Below are 16571 nucleotides of genomic sequence, written 5' to 3'. Positions count from 1 at the left end.
CCCAGCATTCCGAATAGCGAAATCTTGATCATGTCTTCCTTACCCCCCCGCCACCACTGTCCGTACGCCCTGGACGGCAGCGCCGCGGACATCCACGGGGAGGCCGCAGCGCTTCGGACCATGGGGCCCGCCACCCAGGTCGAGCTGCCCGGTGGCGTAGCGGCGTGGTCCGTCACCGACCCGGACCTCGTCCGGCGGCTGCTGGTCCATCCGCACGTCTCCATGGACGCCCACCAGCACTGGCCGGCCTACCTCAATGGAGACCTCCCCGCTGACTGGCCGCTGCAGATCTGGGTCGACATCCGCACCGTCCAGACCGCCTACGGACCCGACCACAGGCGACTGCGTCGACCGCTGGTCCCCGCGTTCACCGCCCGTCGAGTGCGCGCCCTCGCGTCGCGGATCGCGGAAACCGCAGCCGCGGTACTGGACGACGTCGCCGAAGTGGCCGCCACCGCCCCCGACGGGGTGGTGGACCTGCGGACGCACTTTGCCTCCCGGCTTCCATGGTTGATGGTCACTGCGCTCCTCGGCCTGCCGGAGGCCATGCATGATGACTTCCAGAGAATCAACGACACGGTGTTCGCCACGGATCTGACCGCTGAGCAGGCCGCCGCGAACACCGCCGAAGCCACGCGGCTCCTCGGGTCTCTGATCGCGGTCAAGACCGAGCGCCCCGGTGACGATGTCACCAGCGCCCTGGTCGACGCCCACCGCACGGGCCTGCTCGGTGAGCAGGAACTGGCCGACAGCCTCTGGATGATGATGGGCGCCGGCTATGGGACCACAGCGGGCCTGCTGGACCACGCCGTGGTCAACCTGCTGACGCATCCGGCCCAGTTGGACCTTGCCATGTCGGGCCGCGTCGGCTGGGATCAGGTGGTCGAGGAGACTCTGCGTCATCAGGCCCCGGTGGCCAACTTCTTCCTTCGCTTTCTCACCGAAGACCTGTACGACGAGGCGACCGGCCTGACCTTCGCGCGGGGTGACGCACTCGTCATCAACTACGCCGCGGTCGGCCGCGACCCCGGAGTGCACGGCCCGGACGCCCATGTCTTCGACATCACCCGTCCCACCGCCCGCGAGCACCTGGCTTTCGGCTACGGCTCCCACTACTGCCTGGGTGCCGAACTCGCCCGACTCGAAGGGCGCATCGCGCTCCCGGCGCTTTTCTCCCGCTACCCCGGTCTTGCATTCGCGGTCGCGCCCGACCGTCTCACTCCGCTGCCCTCCCTCATCTTCAACGGGCACCGGGAGCTTCCCGTACGGCTTGACAGAACCTCGAACAGGTGGACATGAAGGATCAGACGCCGACCCATCTGACGGGGTATCAGCGAGACGTGTGGTCGGTCGGTTCCCAAGCCCCGGCGTCCCCGCAGTTCAACTGCGTCCTGCATGAGCGCCTGCACGGCGAGGTCGACCGCGACCGGCTTGCTGCCTGTATCAGGCGCGCGTTGCACCGCCATGACACCTTCCGGCTGCGGTTCGGCGACAGCGCGGGCGTCCCCTTCCAGTGGGTGGCGCAGGGGAACGTCCCGGTCTCCGTGCTCGATCTCTCGCGGGAATCCGAACCGGAGGCGGCCTGCGCCGCATGGATGCGTCGCTCGATGGCGACGGCGCTGTCCCTTACAAGCGGTTTCCTGGTCGAAGCCACCGTTCTGCTGGAGAGCCCGGACGTCACGCATCTGCACGTCAAGGCGCATCACATCGTCGCCGACGGCTGGGCCCTCAACCGGCTGAGCCTCGAGATCTTCCAGGAGTACGTCCAGGGGCCGGACGGCGGTCCGCGGCAGGGCAACCGTGAGGCGCCCTCCTATCCGGCGTTCGTCGAGGAGGACGCCGCCTACCGCGTCGGTGCGGACAGTGACCGTGACCGCGCCTTCTTCCGGGAGTACCTCTCCAGCGTGACACCCGCGCTGTTCACGCGGAGGGCAAGCGGGGGCCCGCGTGAACGCGGCCGCCACACCTTTGTGATCGACGGTGCCCTCGCCGGCCGGGTCCGCGCCGCGGGCTTCTCCCCGTTCGCGTACGTCGCGGCCATGCTCGGTACGTACCTGACGCGCCTGCACCGTAGCGAGGAGGTGGTTCTCGGTGTCCCCTTCCTCAATCGTCCGACCGAGCATCACAAGGACATCCTCGGCCAGTTCGCCAACACCCTGCCGCTTCGGGTTCCGGCACGCGGTGGGCGGACCCTGCGGGAACTGCTCACCGACATCCGGAGTGCGACCCGTCAGCTCCGGCGCCATGAGCGGCTCGCGCTCGGCGACGTCCTGCGAGCACAGCCGGCACCGGCGCACGGTTCCCGGCAGCTCTTCGACGTGACCCTCTCCTACATGCACTGGTCCTGGCCGGACCGGATCCCCGGAGTCGAGCGGCGGCCGGCCCTGATGGCCCCCTCGCACGACCAGGACGCACTGGGCGTCGTGGTATCCGCCTTCGACGACACGGCTGACATCCACGTCGACCTGGACTACGCCTGCGAGGTCTTCGACGAGGACTTCCCCATCGCCTCCGTTGTCGGTCACCTCACGACGCTCCTGGAGCACGGTCTGGACCTGGCGGACCGGCCGCTGTCCGACGTACCCATGCTGTCTCCGGCCGAACACGAAGACCTCACCGCCGGGCGCGCGCACGGCCCGCAGGTGCCCTATGCGGACCAGGCGACCCTGCACGGGCTGTTCGAGGCGCAGGTCGCGCGCCGGCCGGACCAGACCGCCGTCATCGCGGCGTCCGGGGAGACGCTGACCTACGCCGAACTCGACGAGCGGGCCAACCGTGTCGCGCGGGCCCTGCGCGCGGAGGGCGTCGGCCCGGACGACCGGGTCGCGGTGATGATGGAGCGGGGACCGCAGCTGTTGGTCGCCCTGCTCGGCATCCTGAAGTCCGGCGGCGCCTACGTACCGGTGGAACCTGGCTACCCGGCCGAACGGGTGGACTTTCTGCTGCGCGACAGCCGTGCCAAAGTGCTGATCGTCGATGACGACGCGCCCGCCGGCCTCCCCGAGGACGTGACCGTGCGGCACGTCAGCGGTCTGCTGACCGGCAGTGGAGCTTCGGTCGAGCCGCTCGCCACCTCCCGTGACCTCGCCTACGTCATCTACACCTCCGGCTCGACCGGGCAGCCCAAAGGCGTCATGGTCGAGCACCACAGCGTGGTCAACCGTCTTGCGTGGATGCAGCGCCGTTACCCGCTCGGGGGACGGGACGTCCTGCTGCAGAAGACGCCGGTCTCCTTCGACGTCTCGGTGTGGGAGCTGTTCTGGTGGGCCGTCGAGGGCGCGTCCGTGGCCCTGCTGCCGCCGGGGGGACAGCGGGACCCGCGTGAGATCCTGCGGGCGGTTCGCGGGCACGGGGTCACCGCCGTGCACTTCGTCCCCTCGACACTCGGCCCGTTCCTCGACCTGCTGGAGGAGTCGGCGACGGCACGCGAGGGCATCGCAACCCTGCGGTATGTCTTCTGCAGTGGCGAGGCCCTGCCCGCCGCCCGGGTCGAGCAGTTCACCCGCCTCGCCGAGCGGTGTCGCCGTGAGGGCGGTGCCGAACACCCGGTACGGCTGGTGAACCTGTACGGCCCGACCGAGGCCACGGTCGACGTCTCGTTCTACGACTGCCCGGCCGATCCCGCGCACGGCATCGTGCGGGTGCCCATCGGCCGGCCGATCGACAACACCAGGCTGTACGTGCTGGGCGCCGACGACCTTCCGCAACCCGTTGGTGTCGCCGGCGAGCTGTGCATCGGAGGAGTCGGCGTCAGCAGGGGGTATCTGGGCCGTCCGGAGCTGACCACCTCGAAGTTCGGCGATGACCCGTTCGTGCCGGAAGGCCGTCTTTACCGCAGCGGGGACCTGGCCCGGTGGCTCGCGGACGGCACCCTGGAGTACCTCGGACGGATGGACACCCAGGTCAAGATCCGGGGCAATCGTGTCGAGCCCGACGAGGTGGCCGCCGCCCTGCGCACGGTCCCCGGCATCCGGGATGCCATCGTGGTCGGCCGTTCCACCCCCGACCGGGGGACTGTCCTGGCCGGCTACTACGTCGCCGATGCTCCGATCGACGAGGTGCTGCTGCGCGAGCGGCTCGGGCGGACGCTGCCGGCGTTCATGGTCCCGGCGTCCTTCACCCTGATCGACGGTATTCCGCTGACCTCCAACGGCAAGGCCGACCACGACGCGCTCCCCCCGCCGCACACCGGCCCGCAAGCCACCACGGGCGGGCAACCGCGCAACCGCACCGAGGCCGTCCTGGCCGAGGTCTGGGCCCGCGTCCTGGGCCATGACACCGTGGGAATCCACGACGACTACCACGCCCTCGGCGGCGACTCGATCACGATGCTCAAGGTGCGCGCCGAGGCGGAGTCCCGGGGCCTGCGCTTCTCGCTCACCGACCTCCTGCGGAACCCGACGGTGGCCGGCCTCGCCATGTGCACCGACCAGTGCGACGCACCCGGTACCGAGGCCGTGCCGGTCCCGTTCGCCCTCGTGGCCGACATCGACCGGGCCCGCCTGCGGGACGCCGAGGACGCCTACCCGCTGACCCGGCTCCAGCTCGGCATGCTCTACCACAGCCGCAGGTACGAGACCTCTGCCAGGTACCGGGACGTCTTCCGGTACACCCTCGAAATGCCGTGGGACGAGTCGGAGTTCCGCCGCGCCTTCGACCGGCTGACGGTAAGGCACCCCGCGCTGCGCTCGGCCTTCGACCTGTCGGGCTCCGAACCGCTGCAGGTCGTCCGCCCCAGGGTGCACGGTGGCCTGGAGGTCACCGACCTGCGTCCGCTCGACAGCGCCGCGGCCGAGGCCGAGGTGCGCGCGCACATCGAGAAACGCCGCCGCCACCCGTATGCGTTCGACCAGGCGCCGTTGTACCTGTTCCGCGCCCATCTGCGGCCCGCCGTCGTCGACCTGGTCCTCAGCTTCCACCACGCGCTCCTCGACGGCGGCAGCGTCGCCACCCTGCTCCAGGAACTGCTCCAGGACTACGCCCACGCCCTCGGCCTGGATGTCGGCTCCGTCGACGACACGCCGCCCCCGTCAGCGGCGCTCCACGTACGGCTGGAGCAGGCCGCCCTGCGGTCGGAGGATGCCCGGCGCTACTGGCGGGAGAAGCTGACCGGCTGCGGGCCGCTGCCCATCGAGGCGTTCGTGCCTCACCGCCCTGGCACCGGCCACCGTCCGGTCTCGCGGTGGGTCGAGCTGCCCGGCGCCCTTGTCGAACGAGTGCGGCACTTCGCGGCCGAACACACCCTGCCCGTGAAGTCCGTACTCTTCGCCGCGCACAGCCTGACGCTGGCCATGCTCGCCGGCACACGCGACGTGACCACCGGCCTGATCACCCATGGCCGGCCCGAACTGGCTGGTGCAGAGCGCACAGCCGGGCTCTTCCTGAACACCGTGCCCGTGCGCCTGGATACCGCGCGGGACAGCTGGCTGGAGGTGGCGCGCGAAAGTTTCCACCAGGAGCAGGAAGGCCACCCACACCGCCACTACCCGCTCAGCGCCATCCAGGAGGACCATGGCGGTCCCGTCGTGGAAACCGCCTTCAACTACGTCCACTTCCACCAGCTTTCGCACGTCCTCAGCCTGCCTGGCCTCCGGCTCACCCGGTTTCGGACCTGGGAGGAGACGGACCTGCGGCTTCTGGTGAACGCGGTCACCGAGCCGAACGGCAGCGGCATGCGGCTGCGGATCGACTGCGACGGGGAGACGTTCTCCGCCGAGCAGGGCGACCTCCTGGCAGCCGGCTACCTGAGCATCCTGCGCCGCTTGGTCGAGCAGCCCGACGACGAACCGGACTTCGCCGTCCTCGCCCCCCTGCCGGTCCGTGCCGTTCCCGCAGAGCACCCCACGGTCGTGGCGCGCTTCGCCGACCAGGCAGCGCGCACCCCGGACGCGACCGCCGTGGTCATGGGTGAGGAGCGGTGGAGCTACGCACAGTTGTCCGAGGCCGCCGAGAACGTGGCCGGACAACTGTGCGCGCTCGGTGCCCCGGTGAACGCCCGGATCGGGATCGCCATGGACCGTACGCCGCGCGTCATGGCCGTGCTCATGGGCGTCCTGCGGGCCGGATGCGCAGTCGTCCCCCTGCCCCCCGGTTACCCTGCCCCCCGGCTGGCCGCGATGGTGGAGCAGGCCCAGCCCTTCCGCGTCGTGGCCGAGGCCCCGTACGCCCATCTCGCCGGAGACCCGGCGCTTGTGCTGCCCGCCGAGACGGTGACGTCACCGGCGGCGGAGTTCGCGACGCAAGCCGGAACCGCCCCCACGACGGTAGGCGAGAGGCAGACGGGAACCGCCCCCACGACGGTGGTCGAGCGGCAGGCCGGAGTCGTCCCCGAGAGCACCGCGTACGTCCTGTTCACCTCTGGCTCCACCGGAACTCCCAAAGGCGTCGCCATGCCGCACCGCACCCTGGCGGGCCTGGTGGCCTGGCAGACCGGGGCGCCCAGCGCGACCCCGGGTGGGGTGACCCTGCAGTACGCGCCGCTGAGCTTCGACATCTCCTTCCAGGAGATCTTCTCCACCCTGTGCTCCGGGGGCACGCTGTGCCTGGCAAGCGATGCCGAGCGGCGCGACATGCCGGCCCTGCTGCGCCTGCTCGACCGCGAGCGCGTCGAGCAGGTCTTCCTTCCCCCGGTGGCCATCCAGCAACTGGCCGAAGCCGCCGGCACGCTGGGCATCATCCCACGCGCCCTACGGGTACTGATCTCATGCGGCGAGCAGCTGCGCGTCACCCAGGAGATCCGCGCGCTGTGCGCCAAACTCCCGGGAGCCGTGCTGGACAACCACTACGGCCCGACCGAGACACACGTGGTCACCGCGTACACCATGACCGGAGACCCCGCGGCCTTCCCCGCGTTGCCGCCGATCGGCCGTGCCATCGACGGCGCCGAGGTGCACCTCCTCGACAAGCGGCTGCGTCCGGTCCCGGTCGGGGCGCCCGGCGACATCTACCTGGGCGGCTTCTGCCTGGCCGACGGCTACGAGGGCCGCCCTGACCTGACCAAGGAGCGTTTCCTCCCGCGGCCCTCCGAGGACGGCGGCGCCGAGCGTCGGCTCTACCACACGGGCGACATCGGCATGCTGCTTCCCGACGGAAACGTCGTCTTTCTCGGACGAGCCGACGCACAGGTCAAGGTGCGGGGCTTTCGCGTGGAGCCGGCCGAGGTGGAACTGGCCATCACCGGCCTGGCGCAGCGGTACCCGGGCCTGCGCGACGCCGCGGTGGTGGCCCGCAGGCACGAGAACGACGAAGCCTTCCTCGCGGCCTTCCTCCTCGGCGAGGGCACGGAGGAGGACCTGGTCGACATCCGCGAGCGGTTGCGCGCCGGCCTGCCCGACTACTTGGTCCCCTCACACCTGCAGTGGGTCTCCCGCTTCCCGCTGACCCCCAGCGGCAAGCGCGACGACGCCGCACTGCGCCGCGCCCCGCTGACCGTCCCGGCCCGCACCCCCGACGCCGGACCGCGCGACGCGTACGAGCAGGCGCTGACCGAGATGCTGGCGGACGCGCTGTCCCTGGAGGCGGTGGGGGTGCACGACAACCTCTTCGACCTCGGTGGCACATCCCTCACCGCGATGCGACTCGTCGTGCGGATCGAACGGCGCTACGGGGTCCACATCGCCCTGGCGGACTTCATCTCGGCACCCACCTGCGCCGCACTCGCGGCACGGCTGCGCGACGGCGGGGCGACAGCCGCGTACGACCCCGTGGTGCCGATCCATCCTCAGGGCACCCGCCCGCCCCTGTTCATGATCCATCCCATGGGCGGCAACGTGCTGTGCTATGTCGGTTTCGCCCGGCACCTTCCGGGCGACCAGCCGGTGTACGCGCTCCAGGCCGCCGGAGCCGACCCGGGCACCACACCGCTGCGCACTGTCGAGGAACTCGCGGACAGCTACCTCACCGCGCTGCGGACGGTGCAGCCGCACGGCCCGTACTCCATCGGTGGATGGTCCTTCGGTGGCTTCGTCGCCCTCGAGATCGCCCGTCGCCTGAGGGCGGCCAACGAGCAGGTGGCCCACCTGCTGGTCCTGGACACCACCGCCCTGGATCCCGGGCCGCGCGCCCCGCACGACGACGAGGCCGTACTGGAGTGGTTCTTCCAGGACCTGCTCCGGCTCAGGGACGGCAACGAGTCACCCGCTCGAGTCATCCCCGAGGGACTCGGCTCCGGGGAGGAGAAGTTCGCGTACATGGCACGCATCGCGAGCGAGCAGGGTGTGCTGCCGGCGGGCGGCTCCCGTTCCCTCATCCGCCGTCTGTTCGGGGTCTACCGGGCGAACTGGCAGGCAGCGCTCGCCTACCGACCCCCGCACGAGGACCACGACCTCACGCTGATCCGCGCCGCCGAGCCTCTGCCCGCCGTCCTGGCCTCCATGCACCGGGCCGCCGGAAGCCGCCATGAGGACACCTTCAACGGTTGGAAAGCCATGACCAGCGGCCGTATCCACGTCGTCGGAGTCCCCGGCGACCACCTGACGATCATGGAGGAACCGCACGTGGCACACGTGGCCGCAACCGTCGCGGGCCTGATCAGGACCGGCTCCGCCCCGACCGACGGGGAGAGTTGACAGCATGGCATCGGCACGGCCCGTGAAAGTCCTCGTCGTCGGTGCCGGTATCGGCGGTCTGACCTGTGCGATCGCGCTCCGACGCGTCGGTATCGACGTCGAGGTGCACGAGCGCGCCGCCGAACTGAGCGACGTCGGCTCCGGTCTGTCGGTCATGAGCAACGCCGTCACCGCCCTGGCCGGCCTCGGCATCGACATCGGCCTGGAGAAACGCGGCCAGGCCGTGGAGTCGTTCACGGTCATGGACCGGCGCGGCCGACGGATCAGAGACCTGCCGTTCCAAGAGGTCTGTGACAAGATCGGCACACCCAGCTACTGCCTGAGCCGCGCGGACCTCCAAGAGGCCCTGCTGGCGGAGGCCGGCGACTGCCCGGTCCACCTGGGAGCGACCGCCGTCGGCTTCGAGACCCACGACACGGGCGTCACCGTCCGCTTCGCGGACGGCCGTACGGCGAGCGGGGACCTCCTGATCGGCGCCGACGGCTTCAACTCGGCCGTACGGCGCCATCTCGTCGGCCCCGAGGCGCCACGCGAGAGCGGCTACCTCTACCGGCTAGGCGTTGTCCCTTTCCAGCACCCGAGCGTCACCACGGGCAGCGTGCGCCACTACTGGGGCAGCGGACAGCGTTTCGGTCTCATCGACATCGGCCGGGGTTGCTGCTACTGGTGGGCGGCCATGAGCACACCCGCCGATCCGTCCGGCCGGGACCGCGTCAAGGACACCGTCAGACAGGCATACACGGGCTGGGCTGACGAGGTGAGGGCGGTGATCGAGGCCACGCCGCAGGAGGACATCCTCACCGTTCCCAGCCATGACCGGGTCTTCCTGGAGCGGTGGGGCGACGGCCCGTTCACCCTGCTCGGCGATGCCGCCCACCCCATGCTGGCCACGCTCGGCCAGGGGGCGGCTATGGCCATGGAGGACGCCGTCGTCCTGGCACGCACGCTCGCCGAATCCGCGACGGGCAAGGACCTGGTCCAGGCCCTGCGCGTCTACGAGGATCGGCGCCGCGAGCGCACCAGGTCGGTGGTGGCCGAGTCCCGCCGGATGAGCGACCTGACCCACGGGGCTCACCGTCGCGGGCGGCTGCTCCGCAACACCTACTTCCGGCTGGTGCCCCGCCCCGTCCTCGCCCGCCAGACCGCGCAGGCCCTCACCTACCAGGACGGACCGGCTACCGAGCCCAGCAGCGTCCGGCGTGAGCTCAGTCCCCTGGAACGCCTGTACTGGATCGCCGACCAGACCTCACCCCTCAGCGTCATCGCCCGGGCCCGCGTCCACGGACACCTGCCCCCGCTACTGCACCGCCGCGCCCTGGACATCCTCCAGGTACGGCACCCCCTGCTGCGCGTCGCGATCACCGACGACGGCACCGGAGAACACCCCGCCTTCACACCGTTGGACGGGCAGCAGATCCCGGTCCGTCATGTCGTCGTCCCACCGGACGCCTCCGAGCCCGACAGCCAGTGGCTACGCGAGATCAACGACCGCGAACTCGCGGAGAGCGTCGACTGGCGCACCGGGCCGTTGCTGCGCGCGGTGGTGATCACCGCGCAAAGAACGGGCGACGAGGGCGAAGAAGGCTTCCAGGACTTGCTTCTGACGGCGTCGCACACCATCGCCGACGGCAAGACGTGTCTGTCCCTGCTCCGGGAGTGGATCGAACTCGCCGCTCAACTGGACCACTCCGCTCTGCCTCAAGCCGCCCTGCGACGGGTACTGCCCGCGACGGAGGACCTGCTCCCACGTCGCCACCGTGGCGCGGCGGGCGTCGCAGGGCTCAGAGCCATGATGCTGCGTGACCAGCGGGCGGCGCGGCGGCTCCCCACGCAGCGGATCGTCCCCAGCCACCAGGTCCCGTTCGAGCAGCGGCGCACCCGGCTGGTGCACAGACTGCTCACCTCCGACCAACTGGGTCCGCTGGCGCAAGCTGCCAGGCGGCACGGCACCACGGTCCACGGAGCCCTGGCCGCCGCGATGGTGACGGCGGTCGCCCGGGACGCGGGCAGTCTGGCGTCCGCACACTTCTCGATCGGCTCGCCGGTCGACTTCCGCGGCGACCTGGAGCCGGCCGTCGCCCACGACGAGGTCGGCACCTTTGTGGCCACGGTGCCCTCCCGCGTCCGCTACGAGCCCGGCAATCCGCTGTGGCCCATGGCCCGGGCGATCAGCCAGGACCTGGTGCGACGCAGGAGACGCCAGGAGCACCTGGCCACGATCAGCCTGCCGCGTTGGGCAGGACCCAGATCGCTGGCCGACAGCGCGGCGTTCATGCGGTTCATGGACGAGGAGGGCCCGATCAACCTGTGCCTGTCCAACGTCGGCCGCTACGAGTTCCCCGTCCGCGCGGGGTCGTGGCGAGTCAGCGACGCCCAGTTCATCACGGGCGTCTCGGTGATGGGCGCCATCGTGGCGACAGCCACCACCACCCACGGCCGGCTCATGTGGAACTTCAGCCACGTCGAGGACCTGATCCCGGTCCCGCGCGCAGAGCGCATCGCTGACGACTCCGTTCGAACCGTGCTCTCCGCCCTCACCGAGTGACCGCCCACCACAGCAGCCCACGCGCCCGACCCGGCCGGACATCCGCACGGCTGGGCCCCTCCGACTCTGCCAGCCCTCCGTCGAAGGATTCACTGCCATGACCGCTGCTCCGATCCAGACGCTGACTCGGCGTCGTGTGCTGCCCGTCGGCGAGAACGGCTCGCTGTGGGAGGCTCGACCCTCGTGCGGGATCTTCACATTCCGCGGCATGCGTCTGCAGCTCACGGTGGAGGACCCTGCGGAAGTCCTGTTCCCGACCGATTGCGGACTGAGCCTGATCGCCGCTCTCAACGGTGACCGCGCCCCTGATCTGGAAGGCGTCAACGCCCTGGACATCGGGGCGGGTTCAGGTCTCTACAGCGTCGCCCTGCTCGCGGCCGGCGCCGAGCGGGTGACCGCTCTGGACATCAACCCCGCCTCAGCCGCCCAGACGGCGGCGAACGTGATGGCCAACGGTCTCGACGCCACGCGGCTCGCCTGTGTCACGTCGCCGCTGGAGGACTACACACCGGACGAGCGGTTCGATCTGCTGATCACCAATCCGCCGCACCTACCCCACGACCCCAGTTATGCGAGGAAGGACGGGCTGGAAACAGCTCTCGTCGCCCGGAGGGGCGGCCGCGCGGTGTACGACTCCGTCGTCGAGCGCGTGGACATGCTCCTGGCGCCGGGCGGCACGCTGCTCATGGCGCACTCCTCACTCGCCGACGTTCCCCGGACCGTCACGGAACTCACCACGCGTGGCTATGCGGCCGAGACGCTTGAGGTCTTCGAGATGGACATCCCGCTCCTGGCGTACGCCGAGCACAAGGAGACCATGCTGACCCTGCTGAAAGAACGGCAAGCAACGGGCCGGGCGGAATTGGACGGGTCGCGCTTCACCGTGCACGCCCTGATGTTCCGGCGCCCTGGGAATGCCATCGGCCGCTGACATCGCTTCAGTGCTGCCCGACAAGATCCGGCGACCACCACGGTCACCGGGCGTCCAGACCTGCCCAAAATAATCGCAGGTCAGCTCACGTGCGCGGCCGCTCCGAACGGCCACTCGGCCGCTCGGAGCGTCAAAAGAGCGTCACGTCGGGCCAGAGGGACGCCTCTGCTGAGCCATGCAGGCGAGGTCTTTCAACAACGCTTCAGCCACCAGTTCCTCGACCACGGCGGTACCGTGCTCCGCCATGACCTCGGTCAGCTCAAGGTCCCAGGGTGCCTCGGTGATGCGCCCCGGCTGAGGACCGCGTGGATTGCGGGCGACCGCGGCACGATAGTCCGCTGCCGTCATGCGCCAGGGCCGCGCCGACGTCTTGTCCAGGACGTACGCGGCGATGCGGATGCCTTCGCCGTCGAAGTCGCCGTGGTAGCGAAGATCCGCGCCGTGGTCCGCGAGCATGCGCAGGAGCTGGATCGCGGCGCTGTTGGGCCAGCCGGACGTACAGACGAGCGGCGGGCAGCAGGACCCGAAGCGGCGTAGGGCCAGTGCCAGGATGCTGGGGTTCTCCACGACGTGGACGGCGGGTGCAGGGGCCTCGGAAAGGATGAACTCGCCCGGGTACCGGACGTGGGCGAGAGTCAGACTGGCGGCCTGACCGGCCTCCGCGCACGCTGTGGTCACCCGGGCGAGCAGGCCGTCGCCGACCGGGCGCAGTCCGCCGACGAGGACGGTGGCGGACAGCTCGTCGTCGGCGACTCCCGCGCGGGTCCACAGGGCGCGCCGCTGCGCGGCGGACTGTGGAGGGACGGTGTCGTACAGGGTCGCAAGGGCACGCAGGACGAGTGCGGACAGGGGTGTGCCGTCGTCGAGTGCGTGCGTCTGACCGCTCAGGACCCGGGCGGCGAAGACGGGCAGGGGTTCTGCCTGGCCGGGCAGTTCGGCGAGCACCTTGAGCGCGTCCGTGAGCAGCGTACGGGTGTGCTCCACCGAGCCGGCGACCACGCCGGCCGCCCGGCAGGTGGCGGCCCAGTCGGAGAGCGCCGGCTGGGCCCTCACCGTCTCGTGCTCGGCCAGCCAGGTCCACAGCTCGGCCCGCTCGTCCTTCTGGCGGCGCCGTTCGCCGGCTCTGTCGCCGAGCGGGCCGACCAGTTCGGTGACGACTTCTCGTACGGTGCGGCCGGACAGTTCGGTGACGGCCTCCTCCAGGCGGGTCAGGGGGACGGAGGGACGTGCGTCCGGCAGGCGGTCGAGGCCGAGGAGGTCGGCGAGCGCCTCGCGCTGGGGGTCGTCGAGCGGTCCGAGGCGCACCCGTGTGACGGGGCGGCCGGAGGAGAGACGGCTGTGGAGCGTGTCCCAGAGGGGGCGCAGTTCCGGGCGGCGCAGGGTGGCCTCGCCCGGGGCCGGTCCCGTGGGGATCGTCGCGTCGGTGCTGGTCATCCCGCTTCCAGGTCGCTGCCGTTCCAGACGAAGCGGGCGCTGGTGACCGCGTCGTCGTCCCCGCCGGTGAGGAGTTGGTGGACGGCGATGCCGGGCAGTTCGCCGTAGGTGCACCATTCGTGGTCGGAGGTGACCATGAGGTCCAGGTCGAGGGCGGTGAGCAGCGCGAAGACCTGTCCGCGGTTGACCGTGTCGACTCCGACGAAGACCTCGTCCAGAAGGATCGGCCGGGGTGCCAGGGGCACGGCCTCGTAGTGGGCGGCGACGGCGGCGAAGAGGGGCAGGTGCAGTGCGATGGCCTTCTCCCCGCCGGAGAGCGCGCCGTGCAGCTTCTTGGTCAGCGGCTGCCAGCCGGTCCCGTTCGCCCGGTCGAGGCGGACGGTGAAGCGGTGCCAGGCGGTGTAGTCGAGCACCTCACCGAGCTGTTCCTCCCAGCTCGCGGCCGTCTCACTGCCCTTGGCCTCCTCGATGCGGGCGCGGAAGAAGACGTGCAGGGCCTCCCGGTCGCTCTCGGTGACCCGGCCGGGGTCCTTGAGCAGCAGCTGACGGGCGGTGCGGGTGCTGTCCGGAAGGTCCGGGCGGACGTCCCAGACGAGTTGGACGGCAAGGTTGGAGGCGGTGCGGACCCGCTCCAGGTGCCCGTTCATGCGGTCGACGAGTTCGCCGGCCTGGCGGATGCGGGCCGCGAGGTGGCGGCGGATGTCGCCGGTGAGGATCTGGTCGAACAGGTGCCGTTCGGCGGCCGTGATGTCGTCCCGGCTGCGGTCCCGCTCCTGGGTGAGCGTGCTGAGCAGGCCCGTCGCCCCCACGCGTACGCCGTCCAGGGTGGCGGTGAAGAGCTGGATGTCGTCGTCCGGTTCCAGGTCCAGGTCGGCGCGGGTGCCGAGGCGCTGGCGGGCCTCGTGGACCGCTTCGGAGAGGCGGGTCGCGGCGTCGCCCAGGTTGCGTGGGGCGTGCGGGAGGTCCGGCCACTTCGCCGCTGTGGCGCGGGCGGCCTCCAGGGTGGCCTTGGTGCCGTCCCCGGCGTCGAGTGCCGGTGTGACGCCGGCGTCCTCGGCCAGTCCGGCCAGGCACAGGTGCCGGTACCGATGCGCCGCCGCGTCCCTGGTCGCGACGGCCTGTTCCCGTCGTTCGGCGTCCTGGCCGCTGGTGGCACGCAGTTCTCCGACCTGTCCTTCCAGGCGCAGCAGGAGTTCGGCGGCCCGGCCGGCCTCCTCACGGCAGCGGCGCAGCTCGGCGCGTGCCTCGGCGAGGCGTGCGACGATCTGCCGGTAGTCCGCGCCGACGGTGGCTTCCACTGCCTCCAGGCGCGCTTTCAGCCCCGTTGCCTCCGCTTCGGCGGCGGCCGCGTCCTCGGCGCGTTCCTCGGCGGTCCGGCGCGATCGGTCCGCCTGGGCGGCCCGCTGGCGGGCCCGGTCGGCGGCGGCGGTCGCGGCGAGCCGGGCGTCCACCCAACTGTCGGCGGTGTCCCGGAACCTGTCGATGGCGTCGGAGAGCGTACGCAACCGGGCGCGGTCGGTGGGCAGTCCGTGTTCGGCGGCTCGGCGGTCGAGCGTGCGCAGAGCGCCCGCCACCGCCCTCTCGCACCGCGCCAGACGTCCGGCGACGTCACGCACGGCGTCGTCCCGAGCCGCCACGGTGTCCTCCGCGCGGTCCCGGTCACGCCGCCGGGCGTCGAGTTCCAGGTGATCGGGGCGGGCGGAGCGGTCGGCGTCCAGCCGGGCGCGGCGGGCGGCGAGGCCGCGCAGCCGGTCGTCGAGTGCGGCGAGGGAGGCGTTGGTCTCGCCGATGCGGTCGGTCAGTTCGCCGATCATGCGTTGCCGGGCACGCTGACGTGCCAGGGCGCCGATGTGGGCGGGTTCCGGCTTGCTCCATGTCCCGGTGGCGAGCGCGAGACGCCAGGCGCCGTCGGCGGAGACGGCAGCGGGGTGCCCGCCCGGCAGAGCGGGGCCGTAGGCGATGCCGGCGAGGATGCGGGTCACGGTGTCGGCCGGGACGGGGAGGTCCTCCTCGGGCCTCAGCACCTCCAGCAGGCTGGGCCCCGGGGCGGTCGCGGCCAGGGCGGCCTCGGCGCGGGTGTCGTGACCCGGCAGCGTGAGTCCGTCGTAGGGACTGACCCAGGCGTCCAGGAGACCCGACGCCTCCAGTGCGGCCTCCACCGCGGACTGGACGGGGAGCGGGACGCCTTCGCGGAAGGCGACCACTCGCCACAGGGGTGCTCCCGCCGTCGCCGTACGGACGGCGGTGCGGGTGGGCGGGGGCACAGGCGGCAGGTCGGTTTCACCGCTCAGCCGTCGCAGCTTCTCCTCCAGTCGGTTCCGCTCGTCCCGCAGGCCTTGGCGTGCGGCTCGGGTGGTGGCCTCCGCCTCGGCGATCTCCTGTTCCGGCGGGCGCGCGGCGGCTTCGGTCAGGGCCGTCACCTCGGCCTCCGCCGCTGCTGCGGCAGCGAGTGCGTCGAGGTCGGTGATGCGTAGCTCCGTGCAGTCCTCGGCCCAGGCGAGCAGACGTTCCACCTGTGTGGCAAGGGCGTCGTCCCAGGCGGCGGACGCCTCGTCCCGCCGGGTGATCGCCTCCGCGAGGCGGGTGCGGGCCTGGTCCAGCAGTTCCTCGGCGGCGCCTCGGTCGCGTACGGCGCGGTCATGCTCGTCGATCGCCTCGGTGACGAGGGTGACCTGCTGCCGTCGGGCGGTGTCCGCGCCGCGCAGCAGCCGACGGGCTTGTCGCGCGCTGTTCTCGCCCGTCGTGCGCGGGCCGCCGCCCTGGTCGCGTCCGGTGCTGTGGGGGCGGGCCACCGCGGGATCCGCGTCGAGGACCGTCCTCACCTCGTGGTGGATGGACTCCAGCCCTGCTGCCCTGGCCGCCCTGTGTGCTTCCCCGGCGGCTTCGCGCGCGTGCTCGCCGAGGGTGCGGGCCTGGTCCGCCGCCTCGTCGGCGTGCCGCTGGTCNCCAGCCCTGCTGCCCTGGCCGCCCTGTGTGCTTCCCCGGCGGCTTCGCGCGCGTGCTCGCCGAGGGTGCGGGCCTGGTCCGCCGCCTCGTCGGCGTGCCGCTGGTCCTCCTCCGACCGGGCCTGAGCGGCCCGGGCGGCGGCTCGCTG

5 protein-coding genes and 1 pseudogene are annotated in these 16571 nt (G+C 71.4%); 4 read left to right on the top strand and 2 right to left on the bottom strand.

Going from position 1 to position 16571, the window contains the following annotated elements:
• Positions 1 to 30: 30 nt before the first annotated feature.
• From QMZ92_RS19040 to QMZ92_RS19025, 4 genes are all read left to right on the top strand, one after another.
• Positions 31 to 1299 carry a cytochrome P450 family protein gene (locus tag QMZ92_RS19040; RefSeq protein ID WP_283298564.1) on the top strand — a complete coding sequence of 423 codons (1269 nt, stop codon included), beginning with the start codon at positions 31 to 33 and terminating at the stop codon, positions 1297 to 1299.
• A complete protein-coding gene (locus QMZ92_RS19035; RefSeq protein WP_283298580.1) occupies positions 1296 to 8567 on the top strand; it encodes a non-ribosomal peptide synthetase in 7272 nt (2423 codons plus the stop codon). Before QMZ92_RS19040 ends, QMZ92_RS19035 begins: the two co-directional genes overlap by 4 nt.
• A gap of 4 nt (positions 8568 to 8571) precedes the next feature.
• The gene (locus QMZ92_RS19030) at positions 8572 to 11112 is read left to right on the top strand and encodes an FAD-dependent monooxygenase (protein WP_283298563.1); all 2541 of its coding nucleotides are present in this window, start codon (positions 8572 to 8574) and stop codon (positions 11110 to 11112) included.
• Positions 11113 to 11209: 97 nt separating this feature from the next.
• Positions 11210 to 12043, top strand: a complete 834-nt coding sequence (locus QMZ92_RS19025; RefSeq protein WP_283298562.1) for a methyltransferase — start codon at positions 11210 to 11212, stop codon at positions 12041 to 12043.
• 141 nt (positions 12044 to 12184) lie between these two features.
• Here the strand turns inward: QMZ92_RS19025 and QMZ92_RS19020 are convergent, their stop codons facing one another.
• Both QMZ92_RS19020 and QMZ92_RS19015 read right to left on the bottom strand, forming a co-directional pair.
• A complete protein-coding gene (locus tag QMZ92_RS19020; RefSeq protein WP_283298561.1) occupies positions 12185 to 13477 on the bottom strand; it encodes a TIGR02679 family protein in 1293 nt (430 codons plus the stop codon).
• Positions 13474 to 16422: pseudogene (locus QMZ92_RS19015) on the bottom strand (TIGR02680 family protein); the annotation flags it as partial. The gene QMZ92_RS19020 and the pseudogene QMZ92_RS19015, both read right to left, overlap by 4 nt.
• Positions 16423 to 16571 lie beyond the last annotated feature (149 nt).

The sequence above is a fragment of the Streptomyces sp. HNM0645 genome (genome assembly GCF_030056615.1).
Taxonomy (GTDB): domain Bacteria; phylum Actinomycetota; class Actinomycetes; order Streptomycetales; family Streptomycetaceae; genus Streptomyces; species Streptomyces marianii.
This window is presented reverse-complemented; position numbering and strand designations above follow the sequence as displayed.

Bases quoted from the DNA above. Each gene is read 5' to 3' on its own strand.
- QMZ92_RS19040 (WP_283298564.1), top strand. From the start codon at position 31: ATGTCTTCCTTACCCCCCCGCCACCACTGTCCGTACGCCCTGGACGGC.
- QMZ92_RS19035 (WP_283298580.1), top strand. From the start codon at position 1,296: ATGAAGGATCAGACGCCGACCCATCTGACGGGGTATCAGCGAGACGTG.
- QMZ92_RS19030 (WP_283298563.1), top strand. From the start codon at position 8,572: ATGGCATCGGCACGGCCCGTGAAAGTCCTCGTCGTCGGTGCCGGTATC.
- QMZ92_RS19025 (WP_283298562.1), top strand. From the start codon at position 11,210: ATGACCGCTGCTCCGATCCAGACGCTGACTCGGCGTCGTGTGCTGCCC.
- QMZ92_RS19020 (WP_283298561.1), bottom strand. From the start codon at position 13,477: ATGACCAGCACCGACGCGACGATCCCCACGGGACCGGCCCCGGGCGAG.